Origin of the sequence: Isoptericola nanjingensis, from assembly GCF_050311635.1 — a bacterium.
GTDB lineage: Bacteria > Actinomycetota > Actinomycetes > Actinomycetales > Cellulomonadaceae > Isoptericola > Isoptericola nanjingensis.
The window spans coordinates 245,026-264,299 of record NZ_JBNOZL010000003.1; the positions used below are offsets into that span (position 1 = coordinate 245,026).

Consider the following 19,274-nt stretch of genomic DNA (forward strand, 5'->3'; position numbering starts at 1 on the left):
AGGGGCCGGGTCCTGCGGACCCGGCCCCTCGTCATGTCAGGACGCGGGAGGAGGCGGCGGCACCAGCCGCTCGAGGAGCTCGAGCACGCGCGCGCCGTCCACGGCGTCGGGGTCCAGCAGCCACTGCACCTGGATCCCGTCGGATGCGGCGATCGCCAGCGCGGCGAGGTCGCCGGCGTCGACGGCGGGGTCGATGCGCCCCGCCTCCTGGTCGGCGCGGACCCGGTCGGACAGCTCGGCCCGCAGGCGCGCGAAGCGCTCGCGGAAGAACTCGCGGGTCACCGGGTGGCCCTCGCTCGCGGCGTCGCCCGCGAGCGTCGTGTAGAGCTGGACGAGCCCGGGCACCTCGCGGTTGAGGACGGCGCTCTCGCGCATCCCGCCGACCGCCGACGTGGGCGGGCCGCCGGCGTCGCCCCGCTGGACCTCGTGCTCGTGGTAGACGGCCACGAGCAGGTCGTCGCGCGAGGGGAAGTAGTGCCGCAGCGTGGCGTGCGAGACGCCGACGGCGTCGGCCACCGACCGGAGCGAGGACGCGTCCACCCCGTGCTCCGCGACCATCCGCAGCACCTGGTCCAGGATCTGCGCCCGGCGCGCCGCGCCCTTCGCGTAGCCGCGCCGGGGCGCCGCGTCGTCGTCTGCCCCGCCCGGTCCGTCCACGCCGCCAACCTACCGGGCGTGGGCGGACCGTCCTCGGTGGCGGGTGTCAGAAGTCGAAGTCGTCGATGTTGTCCTTGGTGAAGGGTAGGGTCGCCGAGCAGCACGGTCGCGTCGGCGTCGACGGTGAAGTCGCCGAGCTTGCCCGCGGTGAAGGAGTCGCCCTCGGCCCCGGTGATGGTGCCCTCGACCATGGCGTCGGCGGCGAACGCGGCGAGGTAGCCGAGGTCCTCCGGGTTCCAGAGCGCGAACTCGGTGACCGTGCCGTCCTCGACGTACTCCCGCATCTGGTTCGGCGTGCCGAGGCCGGTGACGGCGACCTTGCCCTTCGCGTCGGACGTCGAGACGTTCCGGGCCGCGGCGGCGATGCCCACGGTGGTCGGTCTCCTCACGTGCGGGCGCGCTGGACCCGTGGTCCGTTCGGGTGAGCAACCACGTGGACCAAAGCATGAGCCGTCGTCGTGCGTGCATCCCGGGGGCGGCGTACGACGGAGCATGCCTTCCACCCAGGGCGGCGCGACGACGCTGCGGACCATCACCACCGACATCCCCGCCCCGCTCGACCGGCTCCCGTGGGCGCGGTGGCACTGGATGATCGTCGTCGGGCTGGGCACGGTGTGGATCCTCGACGGCCTCGAGGTGACGATCGTCGGCAACCTGTCCGACGCGCTCAAGGGCGACACCGGCCTCGGCCTGACGAGCGCGGACATCGGGCTGGCGGGCGCCGTCTACGTCACGGGGTCGTGCCTCGGGGCCCTCGTGTTCGGCCAGCTCACCGACCGGTTCGGCCGCAAGCGGCTGTTCATCCTCACGCTGCTCGTGTACCTCACGGGCACCGTGCTCACGGCGTTCTCGATGAACCCGCTGTACTACTTCGCGATGCGTTTCGTCACCGGGCTGGGCATCGGGGGCGAGTACGCGGCGGTGAACTCGGCGATCGACGAGCTGATCCCCGCGAAGTACCGCGGCCGGATCGACATCGCCATCAACGGGTCGTACTGGCTCGGCGCCGCGGGCGGCGCCCTGCTGACCATCCCGCTGCTGAACCCCGAGCTGATCCCGGCCTGGCTCGGGTGGCGCCTGTGCTTCGCGCTCGGGGCCGTGCTCGGGCTGTGCGTCCTGTTCGTCCGGCGCAACGTGCCGGAGAGCCCGCGGTGGCTGTTCATCCACGGGCGCGAGCGGGACAGCGAGCGGATCGTGTCCGACATCGAGCGGCGGGTGGCCGAGGAGGACGGCGTGGAGCTGGCGGAGCCCGAGGGCTCGCTCACGGTCAAGCAGCGGCACACGGTGAGCCTCGCGCGGGTCGCGCGCACCGTGTTCGCCGAGTACCCGCGGCGCACGGTGCTGTGCCTCGCGCTGTTCGTGGGGCAGGCGTTCCTCTACAACGCGTTCTTCTTCACGTTCGGCGACACGCTGCAGACGTTCCTCGGGGTGGGGCAGACCGGCGCGTACATCGCGCTCTTCGCGGTGAGCAACTTCCTCGGGGCGCTCGTCCTCGGCCCCTTCTTCGACAAGGTGGGGCGGGTGCGGATGATCTCCGGGACGTACATCGTCTCCGGGGTCCTGCTCGCCGTCGCGGGCCTGATGCTCGGCGGCCTCACGGCGTGGACGCTGACGTTCTTCGGGATGGCGGTCTTCTTCGTCGCGTCGGCGGGGGCGAGCTCCGCGTACCTCACGGCGAGCGAGGTCTTCCCGATGGAGACCCGGGCGCTGTGCATCGCGTTCTTCTACGCGATCGGCACCGCCGTCGGCGGCATCACCGGGCCGCTGCTGTTCGGGCGGCTGATCGAGTCGGCGAGCCAGGCGCAGGACATCTCCGGCATCGCGGTGGGGTACTACGTCGGCGCCGCGCTGATGGTCGCGGGCGGGGTGGTGGCGATGTTCCTCGGCGTCGGCGCCGAGCGGCGCTCCCTGGAGGACGTGGCGACCCCGTTGTCCGCGCGGGACGCGGAGCGCGACGGGGAGGCCTGAACGTCGGTGCGCGGCGCGCGCGGCGCTGACCAGCGGATTGGCACACACAATACCCCCCGGGGTATTCTCGACCCATGACCGACAGCAGCACCGCGCCGATCGCCGTCGCCCCGCCCGCCCGCCGGCGGATCGTCGTCGTCGGGGGAGTGGCCGGCGGCATGAGCTTCGCCGCCCGTGCCCGGCGCCTCGACGAGTCGGCCGAGATCGTCGTGCTCGAGCGCGGGGCGCACGTCTCGTTCGCGAACTGCGGCCTCCCGTACCACGTGGGCGGCGAGATCCCCGACTCGGACCGGCTCCTCGTGCAGACCCCGGAGTCCCTGCGTGCGTCCCTCGCCCTCGACGTCCGCACCGGCCACGACGTGACCACCCTGGACACCGACCGGCGCGTCGTCACCGCGACCACCGCCGACGGCGTCGTCGAGCTGCCGTACGACGCCCTCGTGCTGTCGCCGGGCGCGCGCGCCGTGCGCCCGCCGATCGACGGGCTCGGCTCCGCGCGGGTGCGCACGCTGCGCACCGTCGACGACGCCCGGACGCTGCGGGAGCGGGTGCAGGACGGGGCACGCCGCGCCGTCGTGCTCGGCGCCGGGTTCATCGGCGTCGAGGCCGCCGAGGTGCTCGCCTCCGCCGGTCTCGAGGTCACCCTCGTCGAGCTCGGCCCGCACGTGCTGCCGCCGCTGGAGGACGAGGTCGCGCACCTCGTCACGCAGGAGCTGCGCCGCCTCGGCGTGGCCGTGCGGACGGGGGTGGCCGCCGAGGCCGTCGAGGGCGGGCCCGACGAGGACGTCGTCGTGCTGGGCGACGGCGCCCGGGTGCCGGCCGACGTCGTGGTGCTGTCCGTGGGTGTCCGACCGGACACGGAGACGTTCGAGGCCGCCGGGCTGGAGTGCGAGCGCGGCGCGATCGTCGTCGACGAGCACGGCCGCACCTCCGCCCCGGGCGTGTGGGCGGTGGGCGACGCGGTCGTGCAGCCCGACGCCGTCACGGGCCTCAGGCGCCCGGTGGCCCTGGCCGGCCCCGCCAACCGTGCGGGCCGCCTGGTCGCCGACGACGTCGTCCGCCCGGGCACGGCCCGCCCCCTGCCGGCGCCGCTGGGCACGGCGATCGTGCGGGTCGGCGAGCTGACCGCGGCCACGACGGGCGCGAACCGCGCGGCGCTCGACGCCGCCGGGATCGCCTACCGCACGTTGCACCTGCACCCCCACCAGCACGCCGGGTACTTCCCCGGCGCCGGCCAGGTGCACCTCGTGCTGCACGTGCGCCCGGACGACGGGCTGCTGCTCGGTGCCCAGGCCGTGGGGCGCGACGGCGTCGACAAGCGCGTCGACGTGCTGGCCACGGCGCTCCGCGCCCGCATGACCGTGGGCGACCTCGTCGACCTCGACCTCGCGTACGCCCCGCCGTACGGGCAGGCGAAGGACGCGGTCAACCTCGCCGGGATGGTCGGCTCCAACGTGCTCGACGGCACCCTGCGGCTCTGGTACGCGCAGGACGTGCACGCGGTCCTCGCCGAGGCGCTGGTGCTCGACGTGCGCACCCCGCAAGAGGTCGCGACCGGGCACCTGCCCGGCGCGCTGCTCGTCCCGCACACCGAGCTGCGCGGCCGGCTCGCCGAGGTCCGGGAGGCCGCCGCCGGACGGCCCGTGCGCGTCCTGTGCGCGTCCGGCGTGCGGTCGGCGATCGCCCACCGGGTGCTCGCTCAGGCGGGGCTCGACTCCGCCTCGCTCTCCGGCGGGACGCTCACCCTGCGCGCCGTCCTCGGCGACCGGGCGGAGGACCTGCTCGTCGTGCCCGTCCACGCCTGACCCACCGCCACCCGCCCGACACGGAGGACCGATGCTCACCACCGACAGCGACGCCCAGCGCCGCATCGCCAACCGCCTGCGCCGCGCCCGCGGCCAGCTGAACGCTGTCATCGAGGCCGTCGAGGAGGGGCGCTCCTGCCGCGACGTCGTGACCCAGCTCGCCGCCGTCTCGGCCGCCCTGGACCGTGCCGGCTTCGCCGTGATCTCGACGGCGATGAAGGAGTGCCTCGCCGACCCGGACGCCGGCTCCGGCGAGGACGGCCTGACCACCGAGGAGCTGGAGAAGCTCTTCCTCACGCTGGCCTGAGCCGGCGTCTGTCCCGACCCTCCCGCCCAGCGCACCCGCGACTGCGGCTCCCCGCACCACCGAAGGAGATCCCCCACCGTGTGTTATCCCGTGACCTGCACGACGTGCGGCAAGACGACCTGGAACGGCTGCGGCCAGCACGTCGACGACGTCCGCCGCGCTGTCCCCGCGGGCCAGTGGTGCCCCGGTCACGACGACGAGCCGTCCACGAGGTCCGGGGGCAGCTTCCTGTCGCGCCTGCTCGGCCGCTGACCCGCGCCGCCGGTGCGGAGGCCCGGGCGGATGTCGAGAACCGGCGCGCGGCTCCGTCCCTGGGGTGTCGGCGGTGACAGGCGCCGCCCGCGACGACAGGATGTGGACCATGGCCAAGTACCTGCTGCTGAAGCACTACCGCGGGATCCCGGAGCCGGTGCCCGGCACGGACGTGCCGATGGACCGGTGGACGCCCGACGAGGTCACCGCGCACATGGAGTTCATGGGCCGGATGATCGAGGACCTCAAGGAGCGCGGCGAGTTCGTGGACGCCCAGGCGCTCTCCCCGCGAGGAGACTTCGTGCGGTACGACGGCGAGGGGCGGCCGCCGGTCACCGACGGGCCCTTCGCCGAGACCAAGGACCTCATCGCCGGGTGGATGGCGATCGACGTCGACTCCCAGGACCGGGCGTACGAGGCCGCGGCGTACCTGTCCTCGGCCCCTGGCCCCGGGGGGCGTCCGCTGCACGAGTGGATCGAGGTGCGGCCCTTCCTCACGGACGACGCCGAGGTCACCGGATGACGCCGACCGACCGGGACGAGGCGCTGAGAGACCTGGGCCCCCAGGTCCTCGGCGTCCTCGTCCGGCGGGGCGCCGACTTCGCGACGGCCGAGGACGCCGTCCAGGAGGCGCTCCTGGAGGCGGTGCGTCGCTGGGGCGCCCCGGGCGGCGCGCCGTCGGACCCCAAGGGGTGGCTGGTCACGGTCGCGTGGCGCAAGTTCGTGGACGCGCGCCGGTCGGCGTCGTCCCGCGCGCAGCGCGAGATCCGCGTGACGCTCGAGCCCCCGCCCGGCCCGGCGGAGCAGGCCGACGACACCCTGCTGCTGCTCAGTCGCTGCTGCCACCCGGCGCTCTCCCCGGCCTCGGCGGTGGCCCTCACCCTGCGTGCGGTCGGCGGGCTGACGACGGCGCAGGTCGCCCGCGCGTTCCTCGTGCCGGAGGCGACCATGGCGCAGCGCATCTCGCGCGCGAAGCGGACGGTGGCGGGGGAGCGGTTCGGCGAGCCCGGGGACGTGCGCGCCGTGCTGCGCGTGCTCTACCTGATCTTCAACGAGGGCTTCACGGGCGGGCCCACGGGCCGGGCCGACGGCGTCGACCTCGCGGCCGAGGCGATCCGGCTGGCCCGCCAGCTCGTCGGTGCCGTCCCCGACGACGTCGAGGCCGCGGGCCTGCTGGCCCTGCTCCTGCTGCACCACGCCCGCCGCGACGCCCGGACGACCGCGGCGGGTGAGCTCGTGCCGCTCGATCGGCAGGACCGCTCCCGGTGGGACACGGCGGCGATCGCGGAGGGGGTCGCGCTGCTGCAGCGCGCCCTCGCCCGCGACCGGCTCGGGCCGTACCAGGCGCAGGCGGCGATCGCCGCCCTCCACGACGACGCGGCGACGGCGGAGGAGACGGACTGGCCGCAGGTCCTCGAGTGGTACGACGAGCTGGTCCGGCTGGAGCCGCGCAACCCGGTGGTGGAGCTCAACCGCGCCGTCGCCGTCGGGCAGGTGGACGGTCCGCTCGCCGGCCTGCGCCTGGTCGAGGACCTGCCGCCCGACGTCCCGCGCCGGGACGCCGCTGCGGCCTTCCTGCACGAGCGGGCGGGCGACCTCGCCGAGGCGGCACGGCGCTACGCCCTGGCCGCCGACGCGGCCACGAGCACCGCGGAGCGCACGCACCTGACGGCGCAGGCCGCGCGCGTGCGGCAGCAGGCCGGCTGAGCCCTCCGCTGTCGAGCCCTCCGCTGCCGAGCCCGCCGCACCCGCGCCTGCGGGGGTGCGGGGTTCGCGGGCCGCCGGGTCAGCGGGCGGGGCTCAGCCGCACTCGTCGCAGATGCCGGTGGCGGGCAGCGCGGTGAAGCAGGTGGGGCAGATCGCGAGCTCGGGCTCCGGGGCGGCGGGCTTGCGGGTCGGGGCGCTCGCGGCCTTGCGGCGCGGGGCGGCGGCCTTGCGGGCCGTGGCCGGCGCGGCCGACGCGGGGGCGGTGGCCACGAAGCCGTGCTTGCGCAGGATGGCGGCGTCGTCGCACTTGGCGTCGACGAGGTCCTCGGCGCGCGCCGGGACGCCCGTGGCGTACTTGTGCGCGACGCCGAGCACGGCCTTGGAGTCGTACGTGCGCTCCTCGTGGACGAACGTGTGGCCGGGCGTGGGCGTGAACCCGTAGACGCCGACGAAGGCGTCGGGGCCGCGGTCGTCGTGCTCCTCGATCGCCCGGAGGATGTGCTGGCGCGTCACGCTCGAGAAGGTAGCCACGGCATCAGATTAGTCGCGGTGCGGGCGCCCTCCGACCGTCTGGGCCCGACTGTGGCGAGGACCGCAGGGACTCGTCGTCACGCCCGCGGTCCGGCTACGATCCCGACGTGATCGCCACCACACCCGCCCCGCCCTACACCGCCGTCATCTTCACGTCGCTGCGCACCGAGGGCGACCAGGGGTACGCCCGCATGGCCGAACGGATGGAGGAGCGCGCCCGTGCCGAGCCGGGCTTCCTCGGCATCGAGTCCGCCCGCGACGGCCTGGGCATCACGGTCTCGTACTGGGTCGATGACGCCGCGGCCGCCGCGTGGAAGCAGGTCTCCGAGCACGTGGTGGCGCAGCGGCGGGGCCGGGACGCCTGGTACTCCGACTATCAGGTGCGCGTTGCCACCGTGTCGCGGTCCTACGGGCCCGACGGGCCTCGCTGAGAACGGGCCTGACCGGTCTGACTAGAATCGATTCGTGCGCCGGAAAGCCCTTGCCAGCACGTCCGACCAGCCCCTCCTCGACGGCCGACGGCCGGTGCGCTCGCTGCTGCGCCTGCTGGCCACACGGCCGCGCCGCATGACGGTGGCGCTCCTCGCCTTCGCGGTGAAGGAGACGCCCCTGTGGTTCCTGCCGGTCATCACGGGGGCCGTGATCGACGTCGTCGCCCAGGGCGGGCCGGTGACGAGCGTACTGATCTGGTTCGCCGTGGCGGTCGTGCTTCTCGCGCAGAACTACCCGAACCACATCGTGTACACGCGGAACTTCATGACCGTCGTGCGCGACACGGGCGCCGCCCTGCGCAACGCGCTGGTCGAGCGGCTCCAGGAGCTGTCCATCGGCTACTACTCCCGGGCCAGCTCCGCCGTCGTGCAGAGCAAGGTCGTGCGCGACGTCGAGAACGTCGAGCTCATGCTGCAGCAGGTCACGCACCCCCTCCTGTCGGCGGCGATGGTGATGGTCGGCGCGATCACCATGACGGCGCTGAAGGTCCCCGAGTTCCTGCCCGTCTACGCGCTCGCCATCCCGACGGCGCTGGTCATCCGGCGCACGATGTCGCGGCGCTCGCAGGCGCGCAACGCGGAGTTCCGCCGCGAGATCGAGGGCTTCTCGGCCCAGGTGGGGGAGATGGCGTCCCTCATCCCCGTGACGCGCGCCCACGGCCTGGAGCGCACGGCCGTGTCCCGCGTCGCCGACGGCGCCGACGAGGTGCGCCGCGCCGCCCTGCGGCTGGACCTGCTCAACGGGCGCGTCGCGTCCGTCTCGTGGGTCGCGATGCAGCTGCTCGGCGTCTGCTGCCTCGTGCTCGCGGCCGTCGTCTCCCTCACCGGGCTCATCCCCGTCACGCCCGGCGAGGTGGTGCTGCTGTCGACGTACTTCGGCCTCCTCACCCAGGGGCTCACCCAGGTGCTCAACCTCGTGCCCGTGACCGCGCGCGGCGTGGAGTCGGTGCGCTCGATCGCGGAGGTGCTCGCGGAGCCCGACCTCGAGCGCAACGAGGGACGCCGGCGCGTCGACGAGGTGCGCGGGCACCTGCGCCTGGAGCACGTGTCGCACCGGTACGCGGACGCGACGCAGGACGCGCTGCACGACGTCGACCTCGAGGTCCGGGAGGGGGAGACGGTCGCCTTCGTCGGGCCGTCCGGCTCCGGCAAGTCGACCCTGCTCAACCTCGTGCTCGGGTTCGTGCGGCCCACCGCCGGCCGTCTCCTGCTCGACGGCGCGGACATGGCCGGGCTCGACCTGCGCAGCGTGCGGCGCTGGGTGTCGGTCGTGCCGCAGGAGTCGGTGCTGTTCGAGGGCACGATCCGGGAGAACGTCGCATACGGGCTGGACGACGACGCCGCCACCGACGACCGGGTCCGCGCCGCCCTGCGCGACGCCAACGCCCTCGAGTTCGTCGACGCGCTCCCGGACGGCTGGGACACGGTGGTCGGGCAGCGCGGCGCCCGGCTGTCGGGCGGCCAGCGCCAGCGCCTCGCCATCGCGCGGGCTCTGGTGCGCGACCCGCGCGTCCTGTTCCTCGACGAGGCCACCAGCGCGCTCGACCCGGAGGCGGAGGCGGTCGTCCGGGACGCCCTCGACCGCCTCATGCGCGACCGCACGACCCTGGTCGTCGCGCACCGCCTCTCGACGGTGCGCGCGGCGGACCGCATCGTCGTGCTCGAGCACGGCCGCGTCGTCGAGGTCGGCAGCCACGACGAGCTGCTGCGGCGCGGGGCCCGGTACGCCGCGCTGCACGCCGCGCAGGCGGGCGCGGCGTAGTGCGGGCCGGCTCAGGCGGCGCCGCGCAGCGCGGGCAGCGCGGCGACCACGCCGTCGAGCTCCCGCAGCGCCGCCTCGCCCGAGGACAGCACGACCACGAACTCCGACACGCCCGCCGCGGCGTACCGCTCCACCAGGCCCGGGAGCTCGGCGAGCGGGTGCTCGCGCAGCCGCAGCTGCACGGTGCGCCGGATCTCGGCCGGGTCCCGGCCGACGTCGGCGCAGTGCCGCTCGAGCACCTCGCCGAGCGCCGCCACCTGCTCCGGCGTGCTGGACGTGTCGTTCCACGCGTCGGCGTACCGCGCCACCAGCCGCAGGGTGCGCCGCGGCCCGGAACCGCCCACCCAGATCGGCGGGTGCGGGCGCTGCACGGGCTTCGGCTCGGCGACCGCGTCCGCCAGGCGGTAGTGCGCGCCGTCGAACGTGGTCCGCGGCTCGGTCCAGAGCGAGGTGAGGATCTGCAGCGACTCCTCGAGCCGGTCCATGCGCTCGCGCACGGTGCCGAGGTCGAGCCCGTACATCGTGTGCTCGTGCTCGTTCCAGCCGGCGCCGATCCCGAGCTCCAGCCGGCCGCCCGAGAGGTGGTCGACGGTCGTGGCCAGCTTGGCCAGCATCACCGGGTGGCGGTAGGAGTTGCCCGACACCATGCAGCCGATCCGCACCCGCGAGGTGGCCACGGCCATCGCCGCCTGCATGGCCCACGCGTCGAAGATCGGACGGTCGTCGTCCGCGCCCAGGGAGGCGAGATGATCCATCACCCACACGTGGTCGAACCCGGCCTCGTCGGCGACCTGCCAGACCTGGCGGAAGGTGTCGACCGGGGCGTCCTGCGTCAGCTTGACCCCGAAGCGCAGCGGGGCGCGGGGCGTCGGTCGCGTGTCCATCCGCCCATCCTGCACCGCACCGTCCTGGCGGGTGAGCCCCGGTGGTGACCATCCACGACGTCGCGCGGCACGTCGGCGTGTCGGCGGCGACCGTCTCCAACTACCTCAACCGCCCGGAGAAGGTGGCGCCGGCGACGACGGCGCGCATCCGGGCCGCCGTGGAGCAGCTCGGCTTCGTGCCGAGCCTGTCGGCCCGGCAGCTGCGCTGGCAGCGGTCCGGGATCGTCGGCGTCTCGGTGATCAACGCGTCCAACCCGTTCTTCGCGGACGTCGTGACCGCCGTCGAGCGCGTGGTCGCGGGCGCGGACCTCACCCTCGTCACGGGCAGCACCCACGAGTCGCCCGACCAGCAGGAGCGCCTCGTCGCCCTGTTCGAGCAGCTGCGCTTCGACGGCATGGTGGTGGCCCCGCACGACGCGCAGATGGTCGCGCTGACGGCGCGCAAGGACCGCGGCAGCCCCGTCGTGGTGGTCGACCAGCAGGACCCGGCCGGGCGGCTGTCGACCGTCTCGCTGCGGCACCGGGAGGGCGGCCGCCTCGCGGCGCAGCACCTGGTGGACGGCGGCCGCCGCAGGCTGCTCGCGGCGACCGGCCGGGCCCGGGTGCAGCAGGTCCGCCGGCGGCTCGCCGGGATGCAGGAGGTCGTGGACGGCACCGCGGGGGCGACGCTGGAGGTCGTGCACTCGGCGGACCTGGGCATGGCCGAGGGCGCGGAGGTGGGCCGCCGCATCGCCGCGGCGGCCCCCGGCCGGCGACCGGACGCCGTCCTGGCCGGCAACGACATGCACGCCCTCGGCCTCGTGCGCGCCCTGCTGGACGGCGGGGTGCGGGTGCCGGACGACGTCGCGCTCGTGGGCTACGACGACATCCCGTTCGCGACCACCGGCGCCGTCCCGCTGACCACGGTGCGCCAGCCGGCCGAGGAAATCGGGACCACCGCCGCGGAGATCCTCCTGCGGGAGATCGACGACCCCGCGTCGGCGCCCGAGGAGGTGCTGTTCGACCCCGAGCTGGTGGTGCGCGCGAGCAGCTGAGTGGTCGGGCCGGGCGTCAGCCCACCGCGGGGTCGCCCTCCAGCAGCGTGAGGTACGGGGCGATCGCGGGGAACACCCACAGGAAGAGGGCCGCCACGACGGCGGCGACCAGCACCAGCGACTGCAGGACGCGCCAGAACACGTTGCCCGGCAGGTGGTGGAAGATCCACGCGTACATGTCGTCTCCAACTCCAGCGGACCGGTCAGCGCACCTGGTCGGGGGTGCCGTCGGCGCGGTCCATCCAGCCGACGAAGGTCGCGTACGTGATCCAGCGGTGGTCGTTGCCGTACTCGCCCAGGGTGAGCGAGTGGCACGTGGTGAGCGTCAGCAGCCGCTCGGTGGGCTTCTCGTCCGGGTGGTGGGGCACCGGCGCCACGACGTCCACCTGGTCGGGCGTGACGATCTCGTGGTCGGTGACCTCGTAGACGTACCAGGTCTTCGCCGTCTCGACGATGATCTGGTCGCCCTCCTCCAGCTTGTCGACGTGCCGGAACGAGTTGCCGTGCGTGCGCCGGTGCCCGGCGAGCGCGAAGTTGCCGATGTCGCCCACCTGCTGCGACGTCTCGTAGTGGCCCGCCATGGCCCGGTCGAGCACGTCCATGCCGGTGCCCTCCGCGATCGGCATCGCGTTGTTCGTCAGGCCGTACCAGGCGGGCACGATGAGCGTGCCGATCGTCTCCCCGTAGCCGACGGCGTCGGGCACCGGCGGGTCGTCCGTGCGCAGCTCGGCGGGCTCGGGGTTGGCGGGCGGCAGCGTCGCCTCGAACTCCTGCATGACCTGTTGGGCCTGGGCCGTGGCCTCGACGGACGTCCACCACAGCTGCCAGACGACGAACAGCCCGAGCACCACCCCGAGAGTGATGAGGATCTCGCCGACGCCGCCCACGATCGCGCTGCCGGCGCCGCGGCGTCGGGCGGGTCGGGCATGGGTGGGACTCGTCACCTGCGAAATGCTACGTGGTCCGCGGCCCTGTCGCGGGTCCCGGCGGCCGTGGGAACCTGGGGCGGTGACCAGCGACGACGGCGCGCAGCGCGGGCGCGCAGAGCGCGGGCGGGCGGCGCGGCTGCGGCGGCGGTGGGACCGCGAGTCCGCGGGCTACGACCGGGCGTTCACGGCCGCCGAGCGACGCATGTTCCCCGGCGTGCGGGAGAGGCTCTGCGCGCTGGCCGAGGGCCGCACCCTCGAGGTCGCGGTCGGCACGGGGCTCAACCTCGAGCACTTCCCGCCCGCGGTGACCGCCCGGCCCGACGGCTACGTGGGCGTCGACCAGAGCGCCGGGATGCTCGACGTCGCGCGGAGCCGCGTCGCCCGCCTGGGGCTCGGGATCGACCCGGACGCCGACCTCCGCGTCGGCGACGCGCAGGCGCTCGACCTGCCCGACGCCGCGTTCGACACCGTCGTGTGCACGTTCTCGTTGTGCGGCATCGCCGACGAGCGCGCGGCCCTCGCCGAGATGACGCGGGTGCTGCGCCCCGGCGGCCTGCTGCTGCTGGCCGACCACGTCGCCTCGAGCGCCTGGCCGGTGCGGGCGCTGCAGGCGCTCGCGGACGCGGTGAGCGTCCCGCTGGCCGGGGAGCACTTCCGGCGACGGCCGATGCGGTGGGTGCTCGACCGGGGGCTCGCGATCGAGGAGCACGCGCGCACCCGGGCCGGCGTCGTCGAGCTCGTGGCGGCGCGCGTGCCGGCCACCGTGAGGGGCGTCAGCCGCTGACGTCGAAGGCGGTCTCGCCGACCGGCGGCACGTCCTCGACGTCGACCCCCGTGACGAGGGCCCCGGGCGGGCCCTCGCGCAGGAACGCGAGCATCGCGTCCACCGCGTCGGGCGTGCCCTCGACCTCCGCCTCGACCGTCCCGTCGGGGAGGTTGCGCACGAGCCCGCCCACGCCCGCCCGGCGGGCCGCCTCGCGGGTCGACCAGCGGAACCCGACGCCCTGCACGCGGCCGTGCACCCGCACCCGCCGCCGCACCGTGGTGGTCATCCGCCCTCCCGTGCTCGCCGTCCCCGCGCCGTCGTCCCCCGCGCGTACCCCGGCGGCGCCGTCCACGTCAGTCGAAGATGTCCCCGATGTCCCCGATGTCGTCGAGGATACCGCCCAGCACCATCCCGCCCAGGACGGCGCCGAAGACGTCGGAGCCGCCCCGGCCGCCAGGGCGGCGGCCGCCCTGCCAGCCGTACCCCCCGCCGTACCCGTCCGGTCCGCCGTTGTAGCCGCCGTCCCAGCGCTGCCCCTGGCCCGACCGGGCGATGTCGCGGTGCGCCAGGGTCGCGGCCTCCGCGGCGAGCGCCGCGCCCCGGCGGGCGGCGGCCACCCCGCGCTCGGGGTCCTCCGCGGCGCGGGCCTGCGCCACCTCGCGCTCGGCCTCGGCCAGGCGCGTGCGGGCGTCGGGGCCCACGGGGGCGCGGTAGTCGTCGACGACGGACCGCGCCGCCGCGAGCTGGCGCTCGGCGTCGTCGAGCGCGGGCCCGAGCCGCGACGCCGCCCGGCGCGCGCGCTCGTCGCGCTCCGCCCGCTCGGCCACGGCGTCGTCGAGGGCGGTGTTGGCCTCCCGGACGCGGGTGAGGGAGCCCACCGGGTCGCCCGGGTCGCCCGGGGCGGGCAGCGCCGAGAGGGCGTCCTCGAGCGCGGTGACGGCGCCGTCGATGCGCCCCGCCCGCTGGGCCGCCGGGAGCGCGCGCGCCACGGCGAGCTCGGCACGGGACTCCGCCACGATCGCGCCGAGCGCCGCCTCCGCGCGCAGCGCCTCGGCCTCGTAGTCGTCGACGGCGCGCAGCAGCCCCTCGGCGCGGCGCACGGCCTCCTCCGCCGCGCGGGCCGCGGCACCGGCCTCCGCGACCTGCTGGGTCGTGAGGCGCTTGCGGGCCGCCGCCGTGCTGCGACCCGCGAACTCGAGCAGGCGCTCCGCCTGCTCGGGGTTGTCCGCGACGGGCAGCAGGGCCCGCTCGGCGTACTGCTCGCGCAGCCGCTCGAGGTCGGCGCGTGCCGCGGGTACGGCCTCGCGCACCCGGGCCAGCTCGGCGTCGACCCGGTCGACGGCGTCGGGGGTCGAGCGGACCGTCTGCCGCAGGGCGGCGAGCCCGCGGTCGAGCTCGTCCAAGGACGCGTCGGCCGACCGGCACAGGTCGACGATCCGCGCCGACCACTCCCGGCGCTGCTGGTCGGTGTCCGGGACGTGGTCGTGCAGGAGCTGGTTGTGGTGGAACGCCTCGGAGAGGCGCTCGCGTGCCCGCCGCAGCGTGGGCGCGAGCTCGCGCGTCTCCCGGTCGCCGAGCTCCGCCTGGGCGAAGGCGAGCTCGTCCTCCGCGAGGCGGGCCCGCTCGTCCGCGCGCACCAGGGCGGAGCCCGCCTCCAGGCCGAGGCGCTGCAGCTCCGCCTCGAGGTCCTCTGCCCGCCCGCGCGCCGCCCTGCGGCGTCGTGCCGCCCAGAAGACCACCGCCGTGACCAGCACGACCACCACGACCAGGCCCGTCACGATCCCGACGATCTGCCCCGCATCCATGCTCGGCATCGTAGGCGGCTCCGGCGGGGTCCGGGGACGACCGACGACGACCCGACGACGACGCGGACGCCCGGGAGCATCACGACGGCGACCCGTCAGGGCCAGGGCGCGGCGGTCATTCCGGCCCTGGCCCTGACAGGTCGCGGGGTGCGGCGCGTCAGCCGCGACGTCGGGCGAGCCGCAGCGCCACCAGCACCGCCGCGCCGGCGAGCACGACGACGCCGCCTGCGATGCCGAGCACCACGACCAGCTCGGAGGCGTCGCCGCCCCCGGCGTCCGCGGCGGCCGACGCGCCCTCCGCGGCACCGTCGGACGCCTCGTCCGCGCCCCCGGCCGGGGCGCACGGCGTCGCGTCCGCCGCGGGGGCCGCCTCGGTCCCGGCGGGCGGCTCGTAGGTGAACGAGTACTCGCCGCTGGTGGGGTGCCCGTCGGCCGACACGATCCGCCAGTCGACCGTGTACTCGCCGCCCTCGCCCAGCGCGACGGGGACGGACACGGTGCGGTCCTGCGTCGTGGGGCACCCCGTCGCGTGGTCCGTGCCGTCGGCGTCCGTCACGGTGATCACCGTGCTGGAGCCCTCGGCGGACAGGTCGAGCACCACGTCGTCGAACGTCACGTCGACGGACTCCGGTGGCTCGGTCACGGTCGTCCCCGAGGCGGGCGAGGTCCCGACGACGACGTTGTGGGCGCTCGCGGGCCCCGCCGCGCCGACGACGCCGGCCGCGCCGAGGCCCAGGGCGAGCGCGAAGGACCCGGCCGCGGCGAGGGCGCGTCGCGCGGCGGGGCGGCCGTCCGGCGCGCTCATCGCTGCTCCGTGCCGTCCGTGCCGTCCGTGTCGGTGGCCCGTGCGCGCGTCCGGGCGAGGGCGGTCACGCCGGTGACGGCGCCGACCAGCCCGAGCCCGAGGCCCGCGGCGCCGAGCGCGAGCGGGAGGGTGCCGGAGCCGCCGTCCTCGGCCGCCGCGTCGGTGTGCGCGTCCGTGGCGGCGTCGCCGGCACCGGCCGCCGACGCCGCGCCGTGGCCGCCGTCCTCGGCGGCCGGGACGACCTGCAGGACGGGGGCCGGGAGCTCGGGCTCGGCGTCGCCGGACGCCTCCTGGTCCCAGGCGACGACCTCGCCGTCGGAGTAGGTCTGGGTGGCGGGGAGGACGATCTCCTCCACGCCGTCCGGGACCGCGCCGGCCGACACGGTGAACCGGAGGAACTCGCCCGGCGCGATGCCGGCGTCGGCGTCGTCGGCGGTCCACTCGATGCTCGCCGGCGCCTCGGTGACGGTGGTGCCGTGCACCTCGACGGGCTCGGGCAGGGGCGCCTGGGTGACCTTCGCGGTCCAGCCCGGCACGGGCTCGACGGACACGCTGGTGAAGGGGGTGTCGGTGGGCAGGTCGACCTGCACCGCGGTGGTCGACGCTTCGGCGGACTCGTTCGGGACCTTGAAGGTGAGGGTGGCGTACGACCCGGCCTCGGCCGCGTCGGGGGTCACGGTCACGTGCGCGGACGCGGCGGTCGCGCCGAGCACGAGGGCGGGGAGGGCGAGCGCGGCCGCGCCGACGAGGCGGCGCGGGCGGAGGGCACGGGTGATGACAGGGGTGGTCCTGGACATGGGTTCTTCTGCTCCTGGCTGTCAGGTGTGTCAGGCGGTCGTGGGACGGCGAGGGACCCGCCCCCGTCCGACGACGGACCAGGGCAGGGTCAGGCGGCGCGCGCGAGGGCGCCCGGGAGCAGCGGGGGTCCTCGTGGGGGCGTGCGCCGGCGGACGCGGGCCGGGTGGGGGCGCCAGGTGCGCCCGACGACGACGGCGGGCTCGCGGACCACCGGCAGCACCGGCGGCTCCTGCACGAGGAGCGCGACGTGCCGCAGGTGCCCGACGACGGTGAGGGCCGCCCGGTCGCCCGCCGCGAGCAGCAGGGCGGTGAGCAGCACCGCGGCGGCGTGCGCGGCGAGCATCCAGGACGTCGTCCCGGCGTCGCCCGCGTGATGCAGCAGCCCGCCGCCCGTCGCGGGCGCGAGGGAGCCCGGGCCCATGGCGTGGAGCGCGTGCCCGTCCAGGGTGGTGCCCGGGGTCGGGAGCGGTGCCGAGGGAGCGCCCGTGCCCGCCGCGCCGAGCACGGACAACGTCGTGTGCTGGACGAGCTGCAGCGCGACCATCGCCGGCAGGAGGCGCTGGAGGGTCAGCCTGCGGCGCGCGGTCCACACCGCGAGCGGCGCCGTGAGCGCCGCGACGACGAGCCAGGCGAGGGGTGCCCCGGGGAGCGCGCCGCCGGCCAGCAGGTGGGCGGCGGCCGCGATGCTGAGCGTCGTGCCGGCGACGAGGAGCTCGCGCACACGACGGACGACCACGGGCACCCCCGCACCCTACCGCGGCGTCGGCCGGGACCTGCAGTTTCGCCCCGGGCGGCCGCCCGGACGACGGCGGAGCCAGGAACGACGCACCCGCGCGGGACGCCGGACCCGCCGGTGCCGACCTGGGCTACGGTGGGCGCCACGACACGGGGTGCGTCCCGACCGGTCATCGCCGCGACTTCGTCACGGCCGGCCGGCGGGCGCTGAGAACACACCCGTCGAACCTGATCTAGCTCGTACTAGCGAAGGGATGTCGACATGAGTGCGCGCGCACCTGAAGACAGCTCCGCCGGCCGCGCCGGCAGCACCACCCCTGCTCACGCCGCCCCCGCTCCCGTCTCGTCGCCGACGAGGGCGCTCCGGACGGGCAGCCGGCCCCGCGTCCTGGCGGTCGCCGGGTCCGACCCGTCCGGGGGCGCGGGCGTCCAGGCCGACCTCAAGTCGATCGCGGCCGCGGGCGGCTACGGGATGGCCGCCGTCACGGCTCTGACCGTGCAGAACACCCGCGGCGTGCGCGACGTGCACCTGCCGCCCGCCGCGTTCCTCGCCGCGCAGCTCGACGCCGTCACCGACGACGTGACCGTCGACGCCGTGAAGATCGGGATGCTCGCCTCGGCCCCGGTGGCCCGGGCGGTGGCCGCGTGGCTCGACGCGCTGTCGCACGCCACGTCCGACCGGTCGGGCACGACCGCGCGCCCCGCCGTCGTCCTGGACCCGGTCATGGTGGCGACCAGCGGGGACCGGCTGCTCGACCCGGCGGCCGAGGACGCCGTGCGGGACCTGCTCGGCCGGGTGGACGTCGTGACGCCGAACCTGCCCGAGCTCGCGGTCCTCGCGCAGGAGCCCCCCGCCGCGGACTGGCCCGCCGCCCTCGAGCAGGCGCGACGGCTGGCCGCCCGGCACGGGGTCCTGGTGGTGGCGAAGGGCGGCCACCTGCTCGCGCGTCCGGACGCGAGGGAGGAGGGCGCCCCGGACGCCCTCGTCGGCCCGCAGGGCGTGCTCGTGGAGCTCCCCGGCCCGCGCCTGACCAGCACCTCCACCCACGGCACCGGCTGCTCGCTGTCCAGCGGGCTGGCCGCCCGGTACGCGCGCACGGGCGACTGGGCGGAGGCGCTGCGCGGCACGAAGGCCTGGCTGACCAGGGCGATCCGGGCGGGGGAGGCCCTGCGCGTCGGCGGCGGGAACGGCCCCGTCGACCACCTGGTGGGGCTGCGCGCGGGCGGCGCGGAACCCCAGGCGCCGTCCCGTGCGGCCCGTGCGGCCGGTGCGGGCGCGGAGGACGTCGTCGCCCGGTGGTGGGACGACGCCGCGGACGTGCGTGCCGCGATCGACGACCTGGCGTTCGTCCGGTCGCTGGGCGACGGGACCCTCGACCCCGACCACTTCCGCACCTATCTGGAGCAGGACGCGCTCTACCTGCGCGACTACGCGCGCTGCCTCGCGCGGGCGAGCGAGCTCGCGCCCACGCGGGCCGAGCAGGCGTTCTGGGCCGGTGGCGCGCACGGCGCCCTGGTGACGGAGCTCGACCTCCACACGCGCTGGCTGGGCGGGGAGCCGCAGGACGTGCCCGCCAGCGCCACGACGGCCGCCTACCTCGACCACCTGCGCGCGGCCGGCGACGACTACGCGACCCTCGTGGCCGCCGTCCTGCCCTGCTACTGGATCTACCAGGACGTGGGGGAGCGGCTGGCCGCCCGCAACCACGCGGGCCACCCGTACGCGGCGTGGCTGGGCACCTACGCGGACGACGCGTTCGCGGGCGCGACGCGGGAGGCCGTCGCGATCCTGCGCCGCGCCGCCGCGGCGTCCGACGCGTCCACCCGGGACCGGATGGCGGCGGCGTTCCGCGCGGCGTGCGAGCACGAGCTGGCGTTCTTCGACCAGACGGGCCTCCCCGGCACAGCGGGCACGGAAGGCGCGGCCGAGGACGTCGACGGGCGCCCCGCCGACCGCGTCGCGGTGGGCTGACCGCAGCCTCGCCGGCCCCGTCGTGGGGCCGGTCGCGGGCCCCGCCGTCCTGCCGGACGGCGGGAT

The 19,274-nt window shown here is 76.0% G+C and carries 21 protein-coding genes, 1 pseudogene and 1 riboswitch; of the genes and pseudogenes, 11 read left to right on the plus strand and 11 right to left on the minus strand.

From position 1 onward, the window contains the following. Nucleotides 1-36: 36 nt before the first annotated feature. Nucleotides 37-657 (minus strand): TetR/AcrR family transcriptional regulator, encoded by a 621-nt coding sequence (locus ACQP6G_RS06595; protein ID WP_429763442.1) that lies wholly within the window; start codon nt 655-657, stop codon nt 37-39. 46 nt (nt 658-703) lie between these two features. After that, nucleotides 704-1,040: pseudogene (locus ACQP6G_RS06600) on the minus strand (substrate-binding domain-containing protein); the annotation flags it as partial. Nucleotides 1,041-1,149: 109 nt separating this feature from the next. On the opposite strand from ACQP6G_RS06600, the gene ACQP6G_RS06605 reads away from it, so the two are divergent. The 6 genes from ACQP6G_RS06605 (at nt 1,150) to ACQP6G_RS06630 (ending at nt 6,696) form a co-directional block, all read left to right on the plus strand. After that, nucleotides 1,150-2,625, plus strand: coding sequence for an MFS transporter (locus ACQP6G_RS06605; protein ID WP_429763443.1), 1,476 nt, complete (start codon nt 1,150-1,152; stop codon nt 2,623-2,625). Between the two features lie 74 nt (nt 2,626-2,699). Beyond that, complete coding sequence (locus ACQP6G_RS06610) at nt 2,700-4,430, plus strand: FAD-dependent oxidoreductase (protein ID WP_429763444.1); 1,731 nt, start codon at nt 2,700-2,702, stop codon at nt 4,428-4,430. Between the two features lie 31 nt (nt 4,431-4,461). Continuing rightward, entirely contained in the window at nt 4,462-4,737 is a 276-nt protein-coding gene (locus ACQP6G_RS06615; protein WP_429763445.1) for a metal-sensitive transcriptional regulator, read from the plus strand. Between the two features lie 90 nt (nt 4,738-4,827). Beyond that, nucleotides 4,828-4,989 (plus strand): hypothetical protein, encoded by a 162-nt coding sequence (locus ACQP6G_RS06620; RefSeq protein WP_429763804.1) that lies wholly within the window; start codon nt 4,828-4,830, stop codon nt 4,987-4,989. A 109-nt stretch (nt 4,990-5,098) separates the two neighbouring features. Next, on the plus strand, nt 5,099-5,512 hold the full coding sequence (locus ACQP6G_RS06625; RefSeq protein ID WP_429763446.1) for a YciI family protein: 414 nt from the start codon (nt 5,099-5,101) through the stop codon (nt 5,510-5,512). Beyond that, a complete protein-coding gene (locus tag ACQP6G_RS06630) occupies nt 5,509-6,696 on the plus strand; it encodes an RNA polymerase sigma factor (protein ID WP_429763447.1) in 1,188 nt (395 codons plus the stop codon). The genes ACQP6G_RS06625 and ACQP6G_RS06630 overlap by 4 nt, the downstream gene beginning before the upstream one ends. A gap of 93 nt (nt 6,697-6,789) precedes the next feature. Here the strand turns inward: ACQP6G_RS06630 and ACQP6G_RS06635 are convergent, their stop codons facing one another. Continuing rightward, nucleotides 6,790-7,209, minus strand: coding sequence for a ScoMcrA-related endonuclease (locus tag ACQP6G_RS06635; protein ID WP_429763448.1), 420 nt, complete (start codon nt 7,207-7,209; stop codon nt 6,790-6,792). Nucleotides 7,210-7,334: 125 nt separating this feature from the next. Here ACQP6G_RS06635 and ACQP6G_RS06640 point away from each other — a divergent pair, with 125 nt between their 5' ends. Together ACQP6G_RS06640 and ACQP6G_RS06645 are read left to right on the plus strand one after the other, a co-directional pair. Beyond that, nucleotides 7,335-7,658 (plus strand): antibiotic biosynthesis monooxygenase family protein, encoded by a 324-nt coding sequence (locus ACQP6G_RS06640; protein WP_429763449.1) that lies wholly within the window; start codon nt 7,335-7,337, stop codon nt 7,656-7,658. Nucleotides 7,659-7,692: 34 nt separating this feature from the next. Further along, nucleotides 7,693-9,480, plus strand: a complete 1,788-nt coding sequence (locus ACQP6G_RS06645; RefSeq protein ID WP_429763450.1) for an ABC transporter ATP-binding protein — start codon at nt 7,693-7,695, stop codon at nt 9,478-9,480. A gap of 11 nt (nt 9,481-9,491) precedes the next feature. Here ACQP6G_RS06645 and ACQP6G_RS06650 read toward each other — a convergent pair whose 3' ends face one another. Beyond that, nucleotides 9,492-10,364: an LLM class F420-dependent oxidoreductase gene (locus ACQP6G_RS06650; protein ID WP_429763451.1), complete on the minus strand. Its 873-nt coding sequence runs from the start codon at nt 10,362-10,364 to the stop codon at nt 9,492-9,494. A 44-nt stretch (nt 10,365-10,408) separates the two neighbouring features. Here ACQP6G_RS06650 and ACQP6G_RS06655 point away from each other — a divergent pair, with 44 nt between their 5' ends. After that, nucleotides 10,409-11,398, plus strand: coding sequence for a LacI family DNA-binding transcriptional regulator (locus ACQP6G_RS06655; RefSeq protein ID WP_429763452.1), 990 nt, complete (start codon nt 10,409-10,411; stop codon nt 11,396-11,398). A gap of 16 nt (nt 11,399-11,414) precedes the next feature. Here the strand turns inward: ACQP6G_RS06655 and ACQP6G_RS06660 are convergent, their stop codons facing one another. After that, complete coding sequence (locus ACQP6G_RS06660) at nt 11,415-11,576, minus strand: hypothetical protein (RefSeq protein ID WP_429763453.1); 162 nt, start codon at nt 11,574-11,576, stop codon at nt 11,415-11,417. 25 nt (nt 11,577-11,601) lie between these two features. Beyond that, nucleotides 11,602-12,342: a class E sortase gene (locus ACQP6G_RS06665; RefSeq protein ID WP_429763454.1), complete on the minus strand. Its 741-nt coding sequence runs from the start codon at nt 12,340-12,342 to the stop codon at nt 11,602-11,604. Between the two features lie 64 nt (nt 12,343-12,406). On the opposite strand from ACQP6G_RS06665, the gene ACQP6G_RS06670 reads away from it, so the two are divergent. Next, entirely contained in the window at nt 12,407-13,111 is a 705-nt protein-coding gene (locus ACQP6G_RS06670; protein ID WP_429763455.1) for a class I SAM-dependent methyltransferase, read from the plus strand. On the opposite strand, the gene ACQP6G_RS06675 is transcribed toward ACQP6G_RS06670, so the two are convergent. From ACQP6G_RS06675 to ACQP6G_RS06695, 5 genes are all read right to left on the minus strand, one after another. After that, complete coding sequence (locus ACQP6G_RS06675) at nt 13,101-13,379, minus strand: acylphosphatase (protein ID WP_429763456.1); 279 nt, start codon at nt 13,377-13,379, stop codon at nt 13,101-13,103. The two genes, ACQP6G_RS06670 and ACQP6G_RS06675, sit on opposite strands and share 11 nt — an antisense overlap. A 67-nt stretch (nt 13,380-13,446) precedes the next feature. Then, nucleotides 13,447-14,898, minus strand: coding sequence for a coiled-coil domain-containing protein (locus ACQP6G_RS06680; RefSeq protein WP_429763457.1), 1,452 nt, complete (start codon nt 14,896-14,898; stop codon nt 13,447-13,449). Nucleotides 14,899-15,055: 157 nt separating this feature from the next. Further along, complete coding sequence (locus ACQP6G_RS06685) at nt 15,056-15,703, minus strand: copper resistance CopC family protein (RefSeq protein ID WP_429763458.1); 648 nt, start codon at nt 15,701-15,703, stop codon at nt 15,056-15,058. Next, a complete protein-coding gene (locus ACQP6G_RS06690) occupies nt 15,700-16,500 on the minus strand; it encodes a YcnI family copper-binding membrane protein (protein ID WP_429763459.1) in 801 nt (266 codons plus the stop codon). Before ACQP6G_RS06690 ends, ACQP6G_RS06685 begins: the two co-directional genes overlap by 4 nt. Nucleotides 16,501-16,589: 89 nt before the next feature. After that, the gene (locus tag ACQP6G_RS06695) at nt 16,590-17,243 is read right to left on the minus strand and encodes a hypothetical protein (RefSeq protein ID WP_429763460.1); all 654 of its coding nucleotides are present in this window, start codon (nt 17,241-17,243) and stop codon (nt 16,590-16,592) included. A gap of 134 nt (nt 17,244-17,377) precedes the next feature. Further along, nucleotides 17,378-17,508: riboswitch (TPP riboswitch) on the plus strand. Between ACQP6G_RS06695 and ACQP6G_RS06700 the strand changes: the two genes are divergently transcribed. Further along, nucleotides 17,499-19,208 carry a bifunctional hydroxymethylpyrimidine kinase/phosphomethylpyrimidine kinase gene (locus ACQP6G_RS06700; protein ID WP_429763461.1) on the plus strand — a complete coding sequence of 570 codons (1,710 nt, stop codon included), beginning with the start codon at nt 17,499-17,501 and terminating at the stop codon, nt 19,206-19,208. Its footprint overlaps the riboswitch before it by 10 nt. Nucleotides 19,209-19,274: the final 66 nt, after the last annotated feature.